This window comes from Oribacterium sinus, assembly GCF_014202695.1.
Lineage (GTDB): Bacteria > Bacillota > Clostridia > Lachnospirales > Lachnospiraceae > Oribacterium > Oribacterium sinus.
The window spans coordinates 148,749-167,907 of the sequence record NZ_JACHHH010000005.1 but is presented as its reverse complement, the minus strand read 5'-3'; the positions used below and the strand labels follow the sequence as shown (position 1 = coordinate 167,907).

Annotated in this window: 15 protein-coding genes and 1 other RNA gene; 12 read left to right on the top strand and 4 right to left on the bottom strand. The window is 43.7% G+C overall.

Going from position 1 to position 19,159, the window contains the following annotated elements:
* Window positions 1-780 (top strand): TraX family protein, encoded by a 780-nt coding sequence (locus HNQ46_RS06265; protein ID WP_183683891.1) that lies wholly within the window; start codon window positions 1-3, stop codon window positions 778-780.
* A 157-nt stretch (window positions 781-937) separates the two neighbouring features.
* Window positions 938-1,798: a TatD family hydrolase gene (locus HNQ46_RS06260; RefSeq protein WP_183683890.1), complete on the top strand. Its 861-nt coding sequence runs from the start codon at window positions 938-940 to the stop codon at window positions 1,796-1,798.
* 93 nt (window positions 1,799-1,891) lie between these two features.
* Here the strand turns inward: HNQ46_RS06260 and ffs are convergent.
* An RNA gene (gene ffs / locus HNQ46_RS06255) (signal recognition particle sRNA small type) lies at window positions 1,892-1,991 on the bottom strand.
* A 68-nt stretch (window positions 1,992-2,059) separates the two neighbouring features.
* On the opposite strand from ffs, the gene HNQ46_RS06250 reads away from it, so the two are divergent.
* The 10 genes from HNQ46_RS06250 to HNQ46_RS06205 all read left to right on the top strand — a co-directional run bounded on the left by HNQ46_RS06250 (window position 2,060) and on the right by HNQ46_RS06205 (window position 17,090).
* Window positions 2,060-3,961: an MBOAT family O-acyltransferase gene (locus HNQ46_RS06250; RefSeq protein ID WP_183683888.1), complete on the top strand. Its 1,902-nt coding sequence runs from the start codon at window positions 2,060-2,062 to the stop codon at window positions 3,959-3,961.
* A gap of 82 nt (window positions 3,962-4,043) precedes the next feature.
* A complete protein-coding gene (locus HNQ46_RS06245) occupies window positions 4,044-5,723 on the top strand; it encodes a DHHW family protein (RefSeq protein WP_183683886.1) in 1,680 nt (559 codons plus the stop codon).
* Window positions 5,724-5,952: 229 nt separating this feature from the next.
* The gene (gene rny / locus HNQ46_RS06240; protein ID WP_183683884.1) at window positions 5,953-7,503 is read left to right on the top strand and encodes a ribonuclease Y; all 1,551 of its coding nucleotides are present in this window, start codon (window positions 5,953-5,955) and stop codon (window positions 7,501-7,503) included.
* A 258-nt stretch (window positions 7,504-7,761) separates the two neighbouring features.
* Window positions 7,762-10,494 carry a transglycosylase domain-containing protein gene (locus HNQ46_RS06235; protein ID WP_183683882.1) on the top strand — a complete coding sequence of 911 codons (2,733 nt, stop codon included), beginning with the start codon at window positions 7,762-7,764 and terminating at the stop codon, window positions 10,492-10,494.
* 53 nt (window positions 10,495-10,547) lie between these two features.
* Complete coding sequence (locus HNQ46_RS06230; protein WP_183683880.1) at window positions 10,548-11,810, top strand: type I phosphomannose isomerase catalytic subunit; 1,263 nt, start codon at window positions 10,548-10,550, stop codon at window positions 11,808-11,810.
* Between the two features lie 82 nt (window positions 11,811-11,892).
* Entirely contained in the window at window positions 11,893-12,432 is a 540-nt protein-coding gene (locus HNQ46_RS06225; protein ID WP_183683878.1) for a biotin transporter BioY, read from the top strand.
* Between the two features lie 22 nt (window positions 12,433-12,454).
* Window positions 12,455-13,270: a tRNA threonylcarbamoyladenosine dehydratase gene (locus tag HNQ46_RS06220; RefSeq protein ID WP_183683877.1), complete on the top strand. Its 816-nt coding sequence runs from the start codon at window positions 12,455-12,457 to the stop codon at window positions 13,268-13,270.
* Window positions 13,271-13,397: 127 nt separating this feature from the next.
* On the top strand, window positions 13,398-15,056 hold the full coding sequence (locus HNQ46_RS06215) for an EAL domain-containing protein (RefSeq protein ID WP_183683875.1): 1,659 nt from the start codon (window positions 13,398-13,400) through the stop codon (window positions 15,054-15,056).
* 213 nt (window positions 15,057-15,269) lie between these two features.
* Window positions 15,270-16,148: a GGDEF domain-containing protein gene (locus HNQ46_RS06210; RefSeq protein ID WP_183683873.1), complete on the top strand. Its 879-nt coding sequence runs from the start codon at window positions 15,270-15,272 to the stop codon at window positions 16,146-16,148.
* A 78-nt stretch (window positions 16,149-16,226) separates the two neighbouring features.
* Window positions 16,227-17,090 carry a CPBP family intramembrane glutamic endopeptidase gene (locus HNQ46_RS06205; RefSeq protein WP_183683872.1) on the top strand — a complete coding sequence of 288 codons (864 nt, stop codon included), beginning with the start codon at window positions 16,227-16,229 and terminating at the stop codon, window positions 17,088-17,090.
* Here HNQ46_RS06205 and HNQ46_RS06200 read toward each other — a convergent pair.
* The 3 genes from HNQ46_RS06200 to HNQ46_RS06190 form a co-directional block, all read right to left on the bottom strand.
* On the bottom strand, window positions 16,981-18,213 hold the full coding sequence (locus tag HNQ46_RS06200; RefSeq protein ID WP_183683870.1) for a DUF6382 domain-containing protein: 1,233 nt from the start codon (window positions 18,211-18,213) through the stop codon (window positions 16,981-16,983). The two genes, HNQ46_RS06205 and HNQ46_RS06200, sit on opposite strands and share 110 nt — an antisense overlap.
* A gap of 64 nt (window positions 18,214-18,277) precedes the next feature.
* Window positions 18,278-18,589 carry a hypothetical protein gene (locus tag HNQ46_RS06195; RefSeq protein ID WP_183683868.1) on the bottom strand — a complete coding sequence of 104 codons (312 nt, stop codon included), beginning with the start codon at window positions 18,587-18,589 and terminating at the stop codon, window positions 18,278-18,280.
* Window positions 18,590-18,656: 67 nt separating this feature from the next.
* Window positions 18,657-19,151, bottom strand: a complete 495-nt coding sequence (locus HNQ46_RS06190) for a hypothetical protein (protein ID WP_183683866.1) — start codon at window positions 19,149-19,151, stop codon at window positions 18,657-18,659.
* Window positions 19,152-19,159: the final 8 nt, after the last annotated feature.

The window sequence follows — 19,159 nt, the reverse complement described above, 5'->3', positions numbered from 1 at the left end:
ATGACGAACTACCAGGCCATTTTAAATACCAAGAAAAAAGGGGGAGGAGTTTCCGCGTTTCTGCTGAAGCTCCTTGCCCTTATTTCCATGACTATAGACCATTTTGCCGCCATCGTAATTTTAAACGGAAAACTCTACGGCTATTCTACCGAGTATTTTCAAATGGCCATTGCAACAGAGGAGGGGCACAGACTGCTCCAAATCTATAGAATCTTTCGGATTATCGGCAGACTGGCCTTTCCGATTTATGCCTTTCTCCTGACAGAAGGCTTCCGTCATAGCCACGACCGAAAGAAGTATTTTTTCAGACTGCTTTTGATGGGCATAGTCTCGGAAGTGCCCTTTGACCTGGCATTTTTTAATCAGGTCTATAATTTTACCGTTCAAAATATCGGTTTTACTCTGGCATTGGGCGTGCTGTGCATGGAGGGGATGCATCGTTTTCGGAAGAACGTTTTCTACAAATGGGCTGCGGTGCTGTCCTGTGCCGCCATTGCGGAGCTGATTCGGGCAGACTACGGGGCACTGGGCATTTTCCTGATTGCCGCACTGTATAACTTTCGAAAAGAAAAGGCATTGCGCCTATCTTCAGGGGCTGCGCTGTCAGCGGCTCTGTCCTATGGAAGCTACTGTTTTGCAGCATTGAGCTTTCTTCCGATTGCCTTTTACAATGGTGAAAAGGGGCGAATTTCCCTCAGTCGTTTCTTCTACGTGTATTATCCTTTGCATCTTGGTTTTTTCTATCTTTTGATTTACTTAGGGGCAAAGATTACGGCGTAGGAATCGTCCGGAAAATAGTCATAAGATTATCCGAAGAACGGTGCGAAGAATAAGCACCAAGAATAAGCGCAAGAATAAGCACAAAGAATAAGTACCAAGAATAATTAAAAAGAATATAAAGTATGTAAGGAAAACAGAAATCAAAAAGGAGAAGAAGATGATTTTTGATACCCATTGCCACTACAATGATGAATCCTATGGGTCAGACAGAGAGGCATTGCTCCGCTCCCTTCCGGAACAGGGGGTGGACCGGATTTGTGAAATCGGTTATAACCTGGAAAGCTCCAAGGAGGCTATTCGTTTAGCGAGAGAGCTTTTTATTCCGGGACTTCAAAAATATGCAGTAGTTGGCTTTCATCCGGAAAATGCGGATGAGCTTACGGAAGAATCGCTGCTTGAGATTTATACCCTGAGCCAGGAAAAGGAAGTGGTGGCTATGGGGGAGATAGGACTGGATTATTTTCGGATAGATAAGCGCTCCAGGGTAGAAAAAGAGCAGGAGGCAGAGGCCTTTGCCAAAGGGGAAATTACGGAGATGCAAGCGTTCAATCCGGATCCGGAGGTGCAGAAGGACTGCTTTATTGCCATGCTGGAGCTGGCCAGGAAAAGAAACCTTCCGGTAGTGCTCCATTCCCGGGATGCAGCTATGGACACCTACCATTTACTTAGAGACCATAGGGGCTATGTCAATGGGGGAATTGTGCATTGCTTTTCCTACCCGGTAGAAGTAGCTAAACAATTCATCGATTTGGGCATGATGGTAGGCATCGGCGGCGTACTGACCTTTTCCAATGCCAAGAAGTTAAAGCAGGTGGCGACGGAGATTCCTCTAAACCACATTGTTTTGGAAACGGATTGCCCTTACATGAGTCCGGTTCCTCTTCGAGGAAGCAGAAATCATTCCGGAAACCTTCGCTATGTGGTTTCCTGTCTGGCGGAATTAAAGGGAATTTCAGAGGAAGAAGTGATTCGAAAAACCACGGAGAATGCCTTACAGGTGTATCGCATTAAGGATTAAGAAAGGAACAACGCAGTATAGCACTGCATCGTAAGGAATATGACAGCGAAAAAATTTGCTATCATATCTTGGTAAATAAAAAACTTCGGGAACTCCACCCAGGATAACCCACGGCACATGAAAGGTTTACCTTAGTGCTGCTATGTTCCCATCCTGACACGGTTCGGTATCTCCCATTGCGTGGGGCCCAAGCTTCATTGCCCCCGAAGCTCATTGAGTATAACGGATTTTTAGAAAATTGACAAGGGAAAGGTTTGCAATATGCAGTTTTCGCAAATGATCTTTGTGGCGGGATTTCTCCCCCTGTTTTTTGTTTTGTATTTCGGGAAGAAGGAACTTGCTTGGAAAAATGCGGTGTTTTTCCTGGCATCTTGCTTCTTCTTGCTTTTTCAGGGACTTTTGGCAGTAGCCTTTCTTTGCTTTTTTACCCTTTTTGTTTTTTTTATGGGAAAAGCTTTGGAAAGGGCCACGGAAGGGAAAAAGAAAAAAATATTTTTCCTATCCTTAGCGGGAATTCTCCTGCCTCTAGCTTTTTTCAAGTACAGTGCAGCTCTACCTTTCCTACCGAAAATGGTGAAGGGCTGGATGCCCTTTGGCATCTCCTTTTACAGCTTCCGCTTTATAGCTTACCTTTACGATTGCTATCAGGGAAAGGAGGCGGAGCAGGACATTTTTTCCTTTTCCCTTTTCGCCTTTGCCTTTCCGGTGCTTTCTCAGGGACCGATTCTTCGTTATTCGGAAATACGGGAAGAAATCAAAAATCGTGCATTTTCCTATGAAGCCTTTTCCCACGGTCTATTCCGATTTACCTTCGGCCTTTGGAAAAAGCTGGCTTTGGCGGATGCGCTGGGCTCCCTTTCAGTAGAAGTTCTTAGCTTGGACAGTCTGAAAAATGCTTCTATGCTACAGTCTTCTTCTCCGTCATTTTCCTTTCTGGCAGTCTTCCTTTCCGGTATTTCCTATATGCTGCAGATCTTTTTGGATTTTTCCGCCTATACGGATATGGCTATAGGAATCGGGGAAATCTGTGGCTTTACCCTTCCGGAAAACTTTCAGGCACCCTATAGTGCCCGTTCCATTCGAGACTTCTGGAGACGCTGGCATATTTCACTATCCATGTTTTTCCGGGACTATGTTTATATTCCGCTGGGAGGAAATCGAGTTCCCTTTCCTTTACAGGTGAGAAACCTGCTCTTGATTTGGGTATTAACCGGAATCTGGCATGGTTCCACGGCAAATTTCATTCTTTGGGGGCTGTATTTCTTTGTTTTTATCCTGCTGGAGCTTTGCTGTAAGAAGCTGTGGAAAAGAATGAAAAAATCAGAAGGAGGAAATTTCTCCTTTGTTCTGAGATGCTTACAGCACGTTTATACCCTGGTGGTGTTGTATTTTTCCTGGATTCTTTTCCGCTTTTCCGATTTCCAAAGCCTGAAAAATATCCTGTGGCTTCATACCTTGCCGAAGAGCCTGGCTTTAGTGGACGGAAAAACCCTGCTGATTGTAAAGAGCAACATTTTTCTTCTTCTTGTAGCTATTCTCTTTTCGGGTAATCTTTTGAGTAGCTTAGAGGAAGAATGGCAGAAGCTTCTGTTCCGGGGAAAATCCCGTTTGGCAAGGAAGAAAAGAGCAAGTTTGGGCTTTTACGGCATGGAGGATTCGGAGGAAGATTCTCCGGAAGCAGGGACAGATTCTCCGGAAGCTGTAGTAGATACCCCGGAAGTAGCGGCGATAGATGCCGGGGAAGCTGCTTTGAAAGGAGTTCCGGAAGCTACAGCAGATGAGTCGATTTTTGCTGCTTCTTCCGATAGGAAGGATTTATTCCCTGAAGAAAAATATCCTATGCTAAAGCTTAGCTTGGACGGGGAAGGTGCTCCTCGCCCTGAGGAAATATCCGGGGAAACGGAAGTGCAAAAGGAAGAAGCTATTTCACTTGCAGAAGAGGCAGAAGCTGAGCTTAGTCAGGAAAATCAGGAGGACTTGCTCCGCCATGAGAAAATCCTTCGAAGAATCCAAAGAAGAACAAAGCTTAGCATTTTCTTCTTAGACCATGCGGAACAGCTGTATTTCTGGGGAAAGCTTTTGGCGGCGATTGCCTTTTTGCTCTTGTCCTTCGCTCTTATGGCAGGGCAGAGCTATATGCCGTTTTTGTATAATCAATTTTAGTGAAGAATTTTCCGAATTTTTCAAAAGGAAAGAATGGCAAATGCGTAGAGGATAAGACTTATCGTACAGGGAGTAGAGGGGAATGGATAGTCGGGGAAGAGAAGAACAAATTACAGAAGAACAAATCACAGAAGAAAAGATTATGGAAGAAAAATTGACGGAAGATAAATCTACAGAAGTGGAAACTCCTAAAGCGAAGAGCAGGGAAGAGACGAGTCCGGAAAAGTCCGGGAAGGATTTTCCCTATGCCAAGGTATTTTCGTTGGCTATGATGGGGCTCTTGTGCTGCCTTTTTGTGCTGGGTATACTTCTCCCCTTAAGACCGCGATATTCCGATGCGGAAAAAAGAGAACTGAAGCAGTTTCCCGCATTTTCCTTGCAGGGACTTTTTGCGGGAAGCTATTTCCGGGATATCACATCCTGGTATCAGGACAGCTATCCGGGAAAAGAGGAGTGGATGCTTTTGGCTTCGAAAACAAAGGCTTTCTACGGCTTGCAGGGAGAGCAGATTTACGGAGCTGCCGAGCAGGTCAAAGAAGAAATTCCCACCGGAGAAGGCGCAATGGCGGAGACCTTCGCGTTGAAGAAGGATGGGGAAGGCCTGCAGGAGAACGGAACAGAGAAAAAGGAATCCGATGGGGAGAGCCAAAGAAAGTCGGATGCCCGGGATAAGAAAGAAGGAAAAGAGCAGCCAGAAGAAGGAAAAGGAACAGAGGAAAGGCAGGAAGAGGCGGAAGCTAAGCAAAGCGGGGAAGTAAAGCAAAGCTCCGATGCAAAGCAAGGCTCAACGAAAGAAAAAGAAGAAAACAGTAATTTTGAAACGGATGCGGAGGGAAATCTGCAGATTAAAAAGGCGGATAAGGCGGAAAATGTAGCCGGAGAACAGATTGGAAGTCTTTATCTGAACGGAGATTCTGCCTATGAGCTGTATTATTTCAGTGAAAAGGCGGTTCGTGCCCACGCTTCTTTATTAAATACGGTGCAGGCCATGTTTCCCAAGGTGAAGCTTAGCGCCATGATTGTGCCCAATTCCTTTGGCGTGATCTTGGATCCGAAGGTGCAGGAAAAGCTGGCTTCCTCCGGGATGGATCAGGCCATTGCCTATAGCTACAGCCTGATGGATAAAAGAGTCAATACGGTAAATGTTTTTGACGCTCTTTCCGCACACAAAAAGGAATACATCTATTTCCGAACGGATCATCACTGGACACAGCTTGGAGCGTATTACGGCTATCAGGAATATTGCAAAAGTATGGGCTACAGCACCAAGCCTTTGTCTGACTATCAAAAGCTGGATTTCCCGGAATTTTACGGAACCTTTTACTTCTTTATGAATCGTCCGGAAAGTTTAAAGGGGCATCCCGATCAGGTAACGGCTTATCAGGGGAGCATGAATACCATGCAATATACCGACAGCAAGGGAAATCTTCAGGAAGGAAAGTTGATTAATGATGCCAGCCAAATGCTTCCCGGAAATAAATACAACTGTTTTATGCTGGGAGATCATGGCTATGTGGAAATCCATAATGAAGGGGCTCCTCGAAAGAAGAGCATTTTGGTCTTAAAGGATTCCTATGGAAATGCTTTTGTGCCTCTTTTGGCACAAGATTACCGGGACGTTTATGTGGTGGACTACCGGCATTATCAGGGAAATGCTTCCTCCCTGATCAGGGAAAAAGGCATTGAAGAAATTTTATTCCTGAATAACATTATGGGAATCGGAGAAAGTCTCTCTCAAAAAATGTTGGCGGTATTTCAGTAGGTATAGAGCTTGTACGAAGATAGTTTCGAAGCCGGCGCCGGAGACCTTTTGAAGCCGGTACAGGAAATAGTTCTCATTGACACAAGTATTTCTATCCCTTAAAATAAGCTTGTTAAAAGGTTGAATATGGTAACAGAGAGATTTTTGCAAGGGATTTTTGGCGTGGCCAACCCTGCTTTGCTTCACATATTTGTACATTAACAAAAGAATAGTGAAGGAGGTACAGACATTGAACCCATTGGGAATCGCCATCATTGTGATTGTGGCGGCAGTGGTGGGGGCAATCATGTTCATCCTTGGACAGAATAAAGAAAAAACCAATTATGCTCGGAAGGTAGGAACAGCTGAGGAAAAGTCCAGGGAGATTATTGATGATGCCATTCGCACTGCGGAGAACAAGAAGAGAGAAGCATTACTAGAAGCAAAAGAAGAAGCACTGAAGGCTAAGAATGAGCTGGATAAGGAAATTAAGGATCGTAGAAGAGAAATTTCCGACCTTGAGAAGAGAATTTTGAAAAGGGAAGAAAGCTCCGAGAAGAAAGCGGCAAGTTTAGAGAAGAAGGAATCGGATCTCCAGAGAAAAGAGGAAGGATTACAGACCAGGGAAGGGGAAATCGAACAGCTTCATAGCCAGAAGCTGATTGAGCTGGAAAGAGTTTCCGGCTTAACCAAGGATCAGGCCAGACAGGAATTGTTGCATTCCGTAGAGGAAAGTATTAAGCACGATACCGCTTTATATATTCGGGAATATGAGGCCAGAGCCAAGGAAGAGGCGGAGAAAACCGCCAGAGAATATATCGTAGAGGCTATTCAGCGTTGTGCGGCAGACCAGGTAACAGAGTCTACCGTTTCCGTTGTACAGCTTCCCAACGATGAAATGAAGGGAAGAATCATCGGTCGTGAGGGTAGAAATATCCGCACTTTAGAGCAACTGACCGGAGTGGAGTTGATTATCGACGATACACCGGAGGCAGTAGTGCTGTCCGGTTTCGACCCGATTCGAAGAGAAGTAGCCAGAATTGCACTGGAAAAGCTTATTGTAGACGGCAGAATTCACCCTGCTCGCATTGAAGAGGTGGTGGAGAAGAGTCGTAAGGAAGTGCACGACAGCATTAAGGAAGAGGGAGAGTCTACTCTCCTGGAGCTGGGGGTTCACGGTGTGCATCCGGAGCTGGTATTCCTTTTGGGAAGAATGAAGTTCCGTACATCCTTTGGTCAGAACGCTTTACAGCATTCTATAGAAGTAGCACAGATTTCCGGCCTTTTGGCGCAGGAGCTGGGCTTGGATGTTCGTATGGCTAAGCGTGCCGGTCTTCTCCATGATATTGGAAAGGCCATTGACCATGAAGTAGAAGGAACCCATGTGGATCTTGGTATTGAACTTTGTCAGAAATACCATGAGCCCGAACCCGTTATCAATGCTGTGGCATCTCACCACGGCGGAACGGAGCCCACATCCTTGACTTCCTTCATCGTGGCGGCAGCGGATGCCATTTCCGCAGCAAGACCGGGAGCCAGAAGAAAGGCTTTGGAGACCTATACCAACCGTTTGAAGGAATTGGAAGAGATTGCCAACTCTTATCACGGAGTAGAGAAATCCTTTGCGGTACAGGCGGGACGAGAGGTTCGCATTATGGTAGTTCCGGAAGAGGTGAGTGATGATGATATGACCATTATGGCCAGAAACATTTCTCAGCAGATTCAGGAGCAGATGCAGTATCCCGGCGTGATTAAGGTAAACATCATCAGAGAGTCAAGAGCGGTAGATTACGCGAAATAAGGCTTCGGCACAGGGTTCAAAAGAGCTTTGTGCCGATTCTTTGATTTTCCGAAAGTTGCAATCCGCTATTTTTTATAGGCGGATTTGGATAAAGAAGTAACGAGTTTAAGAGAAATTTGTCATATCCTAAGAAGTTCTTTCAATATTTTTTCTGATTCTCCACAGAATTTTTGTTAAAATTCCGGAGAGAAATAGAAGGGATAAGAAATACAGTTTTGCTAAATTAACAGACATATTGTTGGAATATGAGGTTCAAGAATGGGAAGAGAGATAAGAGAAGGAGAAAGAGGACATAAGAGAGGAAAGAAGAAATCCTCTGCCTTTCGCTTTATCCGGAGGCTGTTTCTGGGCAGTGTTTTGTTTCTGTTTGTGCTTTCTGTATTGGGCTATGTGATTTTTATCCGTCCGGAGGTGAATCGTCTCCGGGGGATTGCCTATGATAAGCTGGCAGGCAGCAATTTAAAGGATTTAACCAAGAGAGCGGATACGGTGGTTTTTGATACAGACGGACAGCAGCTTGGCACCATTAATGCCGGGCATTTTGTGTACGATAAAATCGAAGACATTTCCCCGAATCTGCAAAATGCCTACATCGCCCAGGAGGATAGAAATTTTAAAACTCACCACGGAGTGGATTATAAGGCCACACTTCGTGCGGTTTTTCAGCTGGTCAAAAATCGGGGAAGAATCACCCAGGGCGGTTCTACCATTACCCAACAGGTGGTGAAGAATACCTATCTAAGCCAGGAGAAAACCTTTACCAGAAAGATTGTAGAAATCATGTTGGCGCAAGAGCTGGAGAAGATGTACAGCAAGGCCGACATTATGGAGATTTACTGTAATACCAACTTCTACGGAAATAACTGCTACGGAGTGGAAGCTGCCAGCCAGTATTACTTCGAAAAGCCTGCAAAGGACTTAACGGTGGAAGAAGCGGCGATGTTGGCAGGGATTTCCAACGCACCTTCCCGATATGAACCGGTGCGCCACCCGGATTTGGCTTTAAAGAAGCGAAATCAGGTATTAAAGTCTATGGAGACAGTGGGATATATTACAGAGGCGGAATATGAGGAGGCCATCGGAAAGCCTTTACAGATTTCCCAAAATGTGCAGAAGGGTACGGATGAGGATTATATGAACTCCTATGCTCTCTATGCGGCTACCATCCGTATGATGGAGGTTAATAAATTCCCCTTTACCTATCATTTTGAAACCCAGGCAGATAAGGAAGCTTATCAGGATCAGTACGAGGAACAATACAATTTTTACAATCGGGAGCTTCGGGCGGGAGGATACAAAATCTATACCTCCCTGGATCCTAAAATCCAAAACATTTTACAGGAAACGCTGGACAAGGGGCTGTCCAAGTTCCAGGAGGTGCAGGAAAACGGAAAGCTTTCCATGCAGGGAGCCGGCGTAATCATTGACAATAAAACAGGTTATGTGGTGGCTACCGTTGGAGGAAGAGGCACCGAGGACAAATATAACCGTGCTTACTTAAGCTATCGTCAGCCCGGTTCCGCGATTAAGCCTTTGCTGGATTATGCACCGGCCTTGGATCTTGGAGAGTACAATGCGGCTTCCGTTATTGACGATCACAAGTTTGAAAACGGACCCTCTAATTCCGATGGCAACTACTATGGGGCGGTGACCATGAGAGAGGCGGCCAACCGTTCCTTAAATACGGTGGCTTGGCAGATTTTGGACGGCATCGGCATTCAGAACGGTTTGGATTATTTGGAGAAAATGCATTTTTCCGGAATCAGCGTGAAGGATAATGATGCCCTGGCAGTTTCCATCGGCGGCTTTACCAACGGCCTTCGTGTGGTGGATATGGCGAAGGGTTATTCCACCTTGGCCAATGGGGGCGTATACAGCAATAAAACCTGCATTATCAAGATTGAATCCGATAAAGACGGCGTGGTGGCGGATGAGAAGACCATCCAGAATACCCAGGTTTTCCGAGAAGATACCGCCTTTATTATGACGGACATTTTGAAGGGAACCATGAATACGGAGTATGGTACCGGCCGTGGTTTACAGCTGAAAAACAAGATGCCGGCAGCGGGAAAAACCGGAACCAGCAACGGCTCCAAGGATACCTGGTTCTGCGGCTATACCAAATATTACAGTGCGGCAATCTGGGTTGGCCATGATATGCCGGTGGAAATGCCGGGAATCTACGGTGCCACCTATGCCGGAAAAATCTGGAAAAACACCATGGATATTCTTCATGAGGATCTGGAGCCGGAGGATTGGGAAGTGCCGGATACTGTAGTCAAAGAGGCGGATGAAAAGTCCGGCATTACAGACTACGTTTCCAAGACCGCAAAGCAAAGAGGCGAAGAGAATCGTAAGAAGAAGGCGGAAAAGGAAACCAAGGCACAGATAGAGAAGGACATCAAGACCTATGAGGCTATGAAGATTCAGAAGCTGGAGGATGTCTTTACCGCCAGAACCCTTTTCGGAAAAATCCGGGATTCCTTAAATGATATTACGGATGAAAAATTCAAAAAGGAATATCAGGAGCGACTCTTTACAAAGCAAAAAGAGTTCCTGGTGATTGAGGATAAATGGAAAGACGAGATTGATGCTTACATTGCCAAGAAGGAAGAAGAATCCAGAGTACAGGAATCTATAGCGGAAAGTAAGGCAAAGGAAGCGGAGGAAAAGGCGCAGAAGAATGCCAAGCGAGAGTCCTTCTTATCCGCTCTGACCGGTTTACAGAGCTTAGAGTATAGAGACGGAGATACGGAGGCATTGATTAATGATGCTATCGAACGTTTGCAGGAGTTGAACGGCAGTGAAGACTATTACAGCTTAAGCCAGCAGCTGGATGCGGCCATCCGCCGTGTTCGAAGCCTGCCCAGGAAGGAAGAAGAAACTCTCGAAAGTAAGAGCGGAGAAGGATCTCCCTTCTATAGCGGTCCGGGACCGGGAAATTACCTGGGAGAGCGAGACAGTAATAACGGCCCGGGAGTAAGCCCATAGAGGGATCCCGAAGGAACTAATCCGGGAGAAGTACTTAGGAAGGAAAATGGTTTATGGCAATAGGAAAAATTCATCCGGCTTGTAAACAGTATTTGTGGGGAGGAGAAAAGTTGATTCGGAAATACGGGATATCCTCCCCCAACACTCCCCTTGCGGAGGCTTGGGTGCTTTCCGCCCATTCGGATGGAGACAGCCGTATCAGTTTTTCTGAAGAAGAGCTTTGTTCCGAAGGAAAGGAATCTTCTGAAGGGGAGGTTTGCTCCGAGGGAAAGGAATCTTCTGAAGGAAAGGTTTGCTCCGAGGGAAAGGAATCTTCCGAAGGAGAGAGTTTTTCCGAAGAGGAAAGTTCTTCTGAAGGAGAAAGCTTTGCCGAATATCTAAAATACCATCCTGAGGCAGTGGGAAGCTTTGGAAAAGCCTTTCCCTTTTTTCCAACGCTGATTAAGCTGATTGATGCAAAGAAAGCCTTGTCCATCCAGGTACATCCCGATGACAGCTTTGCTTTATCCCGGGAGGGGCAATACGGCAAAACAGAGATGTGGATTGTCTTGGAACGAGAGGAAGGCGCTTTCCTGTATTTCGGATTTCAAAAAGACTATACGGAAGAAGAAATCCGAAGAGCGATAGAGGCGGAAAACTTTCCTTCTCTTCTTTGTAAGGTGATGGTAGAACCGGGGGATGTATTTTTCATTCCGGCAGGAACCGTACACGCCATCGGAGCAGGTATCCTGCTTGCGGAAGTACAGCAAAATTCCAATCTGACCTACAGAGTTTACGATTATGGAAGAAAAGATGCCCAGGGAAATACAAGAGAACTGCATGTGGAGAAGGCTTTAGAGGTGATGAACCGAAAACAGCTTTCCGCATATAGGCAAGAAGCATTCAAAAAGCAAGGGAAAAAGCCGGTAGGAGAAAAGGCGGCAGGAGAAAAGGCGGCAGGAGAAAGCGCGACAGGAGAAAACATCTACCTGGAACAAATCGGTTCCTGCGAATATTTTACAGTAGACAGACTTTTCTTAGAGGAAAATGCTTTCTACAGCGGAAAACTCACGGAAGAGAGCTTCCTTTCTCTCTTGGTTTTGGAGGGAGAAGGGGTACTTACCGTAGAAACTAAGCATGCTAAGGAAAAGCATCCGGATGGTTCTCCGGAGTATAAAGAGGAAACTTACTCTTCCAAGGGACAGAAATCCAAGTGCTTTGTAAAAAAGGGAGAAAGCTATTTCCTCCCTGCGGAAGAGGGACAGTGGTCATTAAAAGGCACAGGAAAGTTTTTATTGACTTTCCTTAGCGAAAAGAACTGCGTCCGGGAGGATTAAGCAGTTTAAAGTATTCAGTAACATTGAAGGCAAAAGTAATATTCAAGGGAAAAGCAATTTTCTAGGGAAGGGAAGGAAAAGTATGAAAGCTATTTCTGTAAAGCAAATGAGTCTAACGGCTATTATGACGGCGGTATGCTGTATCTTATCGCCGATTTCCATTAATATCGGACCTGTGCCGATTTCCTTAGGCACCTTTGCAGTATGTTTATCGGTAACGATTCTAGGAAGAAATCTGGGAATGCTTTCTTACCTTTTATATCTTTTGCTGGGCTTCATCGGCTTACCGGTTTTTTCGAATTATGGTGCCGGTGTGGAAAAGCTACTGGGACCGACAGGAGGCTATTTAATCGGCATGATTTTCCTTGCTTTTTTTGGCGGCTTTGCTGTGGAGCGTTTTTCCAAAAGCTTTGTAAAACAGTATCTGGGCTTGGCCTTCGGTATTGTTCTCTGCTATTTACTGGGGACTTTATGGTTGGGAAAGGTTTTGTCTATGGATTTTGGTAAGGCATTATCGGTAGGCGTGCTTCCCTTTATTCTTCCGGATGCCATCAAGGTCTTTTTGGCACTGGCTTTAGGAAGGAAAATCAGGAGCAGACTGTCGTTTTTGCAGGCAGAATAAAATTTTGGGTTGGGGAGTAAGGATGGAAGGTCAATTTTCAAGAACCGAGCGATTGCTTGGGGCTGATGCAGTGGAAAAGTTAAGTAAAGCCAAGGTAATTGTTTTCGGTATCGGCGGAGTGGGAGGCTATTGTGTAGAGTCCCTTGTGAGAAGCGGAGTCGGACAAATCGATGTGGTAGATGATGATGTGGTTTGCTTAAGTAATTTGAACAGACAAATCATTGCCACAAGGGATACCGTAGGAAGAGCCAAAGTGGAGATTGCGGAGGAAAGAATTCATTCCATCAATCCGGACTGTAAAGTCCGGGCTTTTCGCTGTTTTTATTTACCGGAAACCAAAGATCAGTTTGACTTTTCTGCTTATGATTATGTGGTGGATGCAGTGGATACGGTGGCAGCAAAGCTGTCTTTGATTGAAGCGGCCAAGGAAGCCGGTGTGCCGATTATTTCCGCCATGGGAGCAGGCAATAAGCTGAATCCTGCCGGGTTTAAGGTGGCGGATCTGTATGAAACTAAGATTTGTCCTCTGGCCAAGGTAATGAGAAGAGAATGTAAAAAAAGAGGAATAGAAAGCCTGAAGGTGGTGTATTCCGAAGAAATGCCCAGGAAACCCATAGAGTCCATAGAACAAGAGGAAGAAGTGCAAACGGTTTCAGAGCTTCCTCACACTGAAAACAGTGGAGCGGATTTGGAGATTGCTAAAGCGAAGGAAGCCGGAGCGGATTTGGAGATTCCTAAAGCGAAGGGAAAACGGTCCATCCCCGGTTCCGTTGCTTTTGTTCCTCCTGTGGTAGGTTTAATTATGGGGGGAGAAATTGTGAAGGATCTGCTGCAATAGTTCGATAATCCGGTAAGAAGCATAGCTTTTGTTTTTTATGAAAAGTAAGGGGAAATCTTATGCTTTTATACTTATGATTTATCCGTTTAAAGACGAAAATCTTTTGATAGGATAAAGGAGTGGAAGGATGTCACTGAGAAAACCCAAGGATAAGGAACTGGAAAGCTATATAGAAAACCATATCGAAGAAGCCATTGAAAAAGAATGGATTCAGGTGTATTTGCAGACCAATATTCGTGGATTATCAAAGCGTGTTTGCGGAGCGGAAGCTCTATCCCGTTGGATAGATCCGGTATATGGGATGATTTCTCCGGGGGAGTTTATACCCGTGCTGGAGAAAAAAAGAAAGATACATCTTCTGGACCGATATGTAATGGAAACGATATGTCGGGAGCTTGGAGAAAGAAGAAGACGAGGACAGTTTATCGTACCGATTTCAATGAACTTTTCCCGCCTGGATTTTGATGTGCCTAAACTTCTTCAAGAGATGGAAAAAATCATGGAAAGGAATTCCTTGCCGAGAAATTATCTTCATATTGAAATTACGGAAAGTGCCGTAATGGAAAATGAAGCCTATATGAAGGATACGGTAAGAGAATTGCACACTCTGGGCTATAAGGTATGGATGGATGATTTCGGCTCCGGATATTCCTCTTTAAATCTTTTGAAGGAGTTTGAGTTTGATACCTTTAAAATTGATATGCGTTTCCTCAGTGATATGGGGAAAAAGTCTCTTATAATCATTTCTTCTATTCTGTATATGGCGAAGGAAATCGGGATTCATACGGTAGCGGAAGGTGTGGAAACGGAAGAGCAATATCGTTTTTTAAAGGTGGCAGGTTGTGAAAGAATGCAGGGCTATTATTTTGCCAGACCTGAACCCATGAAGGAGTGGTTTGCTTCCACGAAAGAAAACTGTGAAATGGAGACGGAAGAAGATTGTTATCTGTACGATGAAATCGGTTTTGTCAATATCATCAGTCCCATTCCCTTTGACTTGGAGCGCTCCGATTCTTCCCCCAGCATTCATGGCTTTGAAACAGGTCAGCCGGTGGCGGTTATGTCGGAGATGGATGGGGTATTAAAACACTTGAATTTTACCAAGCCATATCGAAAGAATCTTTTGGAGCTGGGCTATGAGGGAACTCATCAATTTCAGGATTTGTTAAATGACAGATCTATTCTTTTTACGGATAAAATGCGGGATATTATGGATGTAGCCAAGGAATCCGGACGAATTGAAGCCATGGATTTTTTATCCGGAGGCAGGCATTGTCAATTCCAGACCAGATTGGTAGCCAGAAAAGGAGAGAAAAATATTTTTTTGGTGCGCTTGGATATCCTGTCCAATATCAGAAGATTTCAAAAGAATAAGGAGTTTCAGGAGGCATTAAGTCCACTATATACCGTCTATGATATGGTTTTTGTTTTTGACTTAAAGCAGAATATATTAAATCCGGTTTATGTCAACGAAATCTATGAAGGAGTTCATGAGAGTAGTAATCTTCGGGGAGAAATCGAAAAGTTTGTGGAAAACAAAGTCTATCCGAAGGATAAGAAAGCATGCTGGCAGTTCTTAAATCCTGACACTATGGCGGAAAGAGTGGAATGTGCGGAGAATGATTTTCTTTTAGCGTATTTTAGGAGCAAGAATCGTAAGAACGAATATGTATGGAAACGTTTCGTCTTAATCCGTTCTCATGAGCGCTCAAAGCAGGATAGGGTAATTTTCGGTATTCATACTTTGAATATGGAGAAGGTATCTATGATGCATAAAGAAGATTAAAGAATTATTCAAGAAGAGGACTTTTTTGAACGCTAGAAATCTTTGTATGTGTGTAGAAGATTGTATGTGTGTAGAAGATTGTATGTGTGTAGAAGATTGACGTGTGTAGAGTATTGATGTGTGTAAGTGTAGAGTATTATGTTTAAGTTCGGAGTAGTACTAGTTTAGATATAGGGGAACAGAGTAGGGGAAAGTTTTAAGAAAGGATAAAGAATGAGTGACAGGGCAGATTCATGGTTAAATCTGGATTATGACACCATTACGTTACGGCTTAAAGAATTAGCATCCGCATTTCATGCTGTCAGTATTGTTAACCCGTGGAACAAAAAGGTGGTAAAGCTTTACCCAAACCGCGTAGAGGAACTACATTCGGTTTGTGATGCACGATGGAATCGTAGAGGAGATTGTAGATTTTGTATTGTTGCTAAAGCCATGTCTACCAAGGGCCGGGCAGAGAAGTTTGAATTTATTGATGATGATATCTATTTTGTGATTGCTCAATATACGGAAATTGAAGGAGTGCCTTATGTTATTGAAATGGTGTCTTCCATGGAAGAATCTGCTTTAATGGGGGTTTCCGGAACCGGTGGAGTGATTGAAAAGATAGCTCATTTGGATATGGCAATCTATGCCGATAGTCTTACCAAGGCCTGGAATAGAAGATTTTATGATGAAAAGGTACAGGAAAAGCAGTATCAAGCTCTGGCCATGATTGATATTGATCATTTTAAAGATATAAATGACGGCTATGGTCACGTAGTGGGGGATTTGGCTTTGAGATCTTCTGCGGATTTGATTCAATCTTGTGTTCGAAGCTCGGACCAACTGATTCGCTATGGGGGAGATGAATTCATTCTTTGCTTTTCCAAAATCACAGAGGAGGCTTTCCGCAGAAAGCTTCAGCGTATCCGTAAAAAGGTGGAGCAGCTATGCTTCAAAGAATATCCGGATTTGCATATTACCTTAAGTATTGGGGGCTATTATGAACAGTCCATCGTACGGAATCTTATGCCACTAGCGGATCGGATGTTATACACGGCAAAGGAACAGAGAAATACCGTTAAAATCGGGAAAACGGTTGTGCTGGAATAAAATACTTATTCTTTACGAAAAAAATGTCGAAAAAGTATTGTTCAAAAAGTAAAAAGGAAAAGTAGAGAAGGAGAAACAATGGAGAATTTGATGGACAAAAGGAAAGTACTGTTTTTATTTCTGCCGTTACTTGTATTATTTGTTTATGACCGCATTGGAGATGTTGTAATCTTCATTATTCATAAAGCATTTGACTTATTTGCCGTAAGTGAGTCATTTATCGATACCAGTGCCAGCTTTATCGATGCAACCACAGCGGTGGTTTTATCGGTAATCTGTTACCTGTTTTATCGAAAGGTCTTTCCAAGAAAAAAGGCAGAAGTAAGTTTACCGCTTTGGCAAAATATCCTCTTTGCCATAGTCATTGGATTTGGTGTAGGAGGATTGGCAACCATCTGGTTGAATTTTGCAGAGTTTGTGGGAAATAATATCTCCTTTTTAGGAAAAGAATCAGAGGCTTTTTCCACACTTTACGATGATTTGGATCAGGGACCCTTTATCTGGACTTTCTTAGCCATCGTGGTTGTGGGACCGCTGGTAGAAGAGATTTTATTCCGTGGAATTATTTTTAGCAGCTTTGAAGAGGTAACAGATATACTTTGGTTCCCTGCCGTGCTTTCCGGTGTGATGTTCGGCGTATGGCACGGAAGCTTCATTCAGGCAGTGTATACCGCTATGACCGGTATAGCCCTCGGTTATTTCATGAAGAAAAGCAGATCCTTGTTTTTCACAGTACTGGCTCATGGCGTAAACAATTTAAGTGGAACCCTGCCTCCATTTTTAGATACAGATTTAATCAATGGATTTATTAATGTAATGTCTTATCTTTGTATCATCCCGATGTTTTGCATTTTTGCTTATCTTCACTTCCAGGGGAAGAAAGAAGCAGAATTAGATAATCCAGAGCTGTATACAGAAGAAGAGCCAGCTCCAGTAGAATAACAAAGGGAAGATAATGGAATAGAAAACCGGAGCCCTTGAAATAGAATAGAGCTAAAGGAAGGAAGAGCATAAGGAAGATGCCCAGCAGCATTTTCTTTCTGCCTTCCTTTTTTCTTTTCTTTTGTTCACGGTCTGCAAGGGAAGAAACAGGAGAAGAAACGAGGGAAGAAACAGGGGAAGAAGCAGGAGAAGAAGCAGGAGAAGCAATAGAAGAAGGCAAGTGAAGAGATGCCAGGAAGCCCTTTTTCTTCGGAATGGTATTTGCTGCATCCGTATAGGAATGCTCTTCTTGAAAATGATTGGAATCTACAGCGGATTGTGTAGCAAACTCAGGTGTTTCCTGCTCCTGTTTTTGGAAGGAAGAGGTGGAGCATTGGCATAAATCCAATTCCGTATAATTCTTTCCGGAATCTTCAAGGGATTGAGCAGTTGTTGTTTTTTCACCTAGAGGCTTAGGGAAGACTCGGGACGATGCTTTTTCACCGGAAAAAGCTTGGGAAGACGGGTGGGGACTTTTTTGCATGGTCCTGGAGGAGCTTATTTCCTTTTCTTGCGATTTTGGAACAAGCTGCTTCTGCTCTTGAATATGAAGGATTTGCAGGATACGGGATAATTGCAAACCGCCGTGTTTTTGCTCTTGATACAGTAAAAAAGCCGCCAATACTACAGCTTCCTCTTCTTCATCAATATTTTCCAATACCTGCTCCAAAAGAGCAGACAAGCCTTCCTCCGGATATTCTTTTTTGAAGGGAATAAGAGGAAAGAGAAAATGCTGATTTTCCACATCATAAAAGATTTCTTCCCATTCAATAGATAGGAGAGAAGGAGAGAGAAGATATTCCTCCATATTTCGTAGGGCATTCTGTAGAGAGGAAAAAAGTGAACTAAGGTGCTGCAGTCGTATTTTCCTTTGAGAAAAATACAAGCAGGCTCTTTGATAGGGAGAGAAATCATACTGTAAGAAATTCTCCCCTTCTTCCTCCAGCAGGCGAAAGGATAAGGTTCCCGGAATTTGGCATTGCCGAAGAATTTTTTGCTCATGATTTTCCTCTTGAGGAACGCTATGAAGATACATAAAGCTGTGTTGAAAGTCATTTTTAAATTGAGGACTGTAGTTTGACATGGAAGTTCCTTTCTCTATCTGCGCTTTTATGGGAATCTATTTAGGAGCACTTGTGAATTAAAGGCTATGGGAGTTCTTGATTTTCTGTCTTTTCCGGATTGTTATCGGCATCCTTCGCGTCTGACTTTCCTTCTGCTTGAGAGCTTTCGTCTTTTTTTCGTATGAGTAAATCCTCAGCAACGGAAAAGAAGCGAGTATAGAGCTCTACCTTAAAATAGTCCTTGGGTTTTTCCAGACTATGGCTTTCTACTTCTTCGTGATAGGCTGCTTGTGCTTTCTCCCGTATACGTTCATGCAGTTGTATATTTTCTTGTAAAAGGATTACCAGGCATAAAAAACAAATACCTAAGAGAACAGTGGTTTCAATGGTATGCATAGGGATTCCTTTCTAGTGTATGTAAAATCAATTATTTCAAAGCACAGATTATTCTTTTCCCTTTTGTTTAGAAAAAGGAAATACCAAGCAAATACAGTACTCCGGGGAGAAAACAGGGAAGGAAGGGAAAACGGCAGTTTTTAGGATTTTTCTTTTTCAGCTTGCAGGAACAAAACAAAAACATGGATACTATGGTGGAACAAGAGAAGGCGGTAATAATCAAAAAGAAGAAATGATAAGCATTACAATAAAAAGAGGAAAGCAGAATAAATAAACTATCCCCGTAGCCTATGGCTTCTCTACTCCACTTGGAAAGGAGAAGAAGAAAAAAAGCGAAAAGAGTAGGGAGAAGGAGCAAGGGGAATTCCTCCATGGATAAGGAAGAAAAGAAAGCATAATAAATCTTCCTAAAGAAAATGCTATGGATGAGCAGGATTCCCCCAAATAGCAAAAAAATCATAGAGGGTATTCTTCGCTTTCGACAGTCAAAAAAGAGGGTGAAAGCAAAGAACAGGAGAAAAAGAATTCCTTTGCTGATAGTAAAATACTGTGGTTCCGCCATACTCTTTC

Coding starts and splice junctions, on each gene's coding strand:
- HNQ46_RS06230 (WP_183683880.1), top strand. CDS start 10,548: ATGGCAATAGGAAAAATTCATCCGGCTTGTAAACAGTATTTGTGGGGA.
- HNQ46_RS06225 (WP_183683878.1), top strand. CDS start 11,893: ATGAAAGCTATTTCTGTAAAGCAAATGAGTCTAACGGCTATTATGACG.
- HNQ46_RS06245 (WP_183683886.1), top strand. CDS start 4,044: ATGGATAGTCGGGGAAGAGAAGAACAAATTACAGAAGAACAAATCACA.
- HNQ46_RS06210 (WP_183683873.1), top strand. CDS start 15,270: ATGAGTGACAGGGCAGATTCATGGTTAAATCTGGATTATGACACCATT.
- HNQ46_RS06235 (WP_183683882.1), top strand. CDS start 7,762: ATGGGAAGAGAGATAAGAGAAGGAGAAAGAGGACATAAGAGAGGAAAG.
- HNQ46_RS06205 (WP_183683872.1), top strand. CDS start 16,227: ATGGAGAATTTGATGGACAAAAGGAAAGTACTGTTTTTATTTCTGCCG.
- HNQ46_RS06190 (WP_183683866.1), bottom strand. CDS start 19,151: ATGGCGGAACCACAGTATTTTACTATCAGCAAAGGAATTCTTTTTCTC.
- HNQ46_RS06250 (WP_183683888.1), top strand. CDS start 2,060: ATGCAGTTTTCGCAAATGATCTTTGTGGCGGGATTTCTCCCCCTGTTT.
- HNQ46_RS06220 (WP_183683877.1), top strand. CDS start 12,455: ATGGAAGGTCAATTTTCAAGAACCGAGCGATTGCTTGGGGCTGATGCA.
- HNQ46_RS06195 (WP_183683868.1), bottom strand. CDS start 18,589: ATGCATACCATTGAAACCACTGTTCTCTTAGGTATTTGTTTTTTATGC.
- HNQ46_RS06215 (WP_183683875.1), top strand. CDS start 13,398: ATGTCACTGAGAAAACCCAAGGATAAGGAACTGGAAAGCTATATAGAA.
- HNQ46_RS06200 (WP_183683870.1), bottom strand. CDS start 18,213: ATGTCAAACTACAGTCCTCAATTTAAAAATGACTTTCAACACAGCTTT.
- HNQ46_RS06260 (WP_183683890.1), top strand. CDS start 938: ATGATTTTTGATACCCATTGCCACTACAATGATGAATCCTATGGGTCA.
- HNQ46_RS06265 (WP_183683891.1), top strand. CDS start 1: ATGACGAACTACCAGGCCATTTTAAATACCAAGAAAAAAGGGGGAGGA.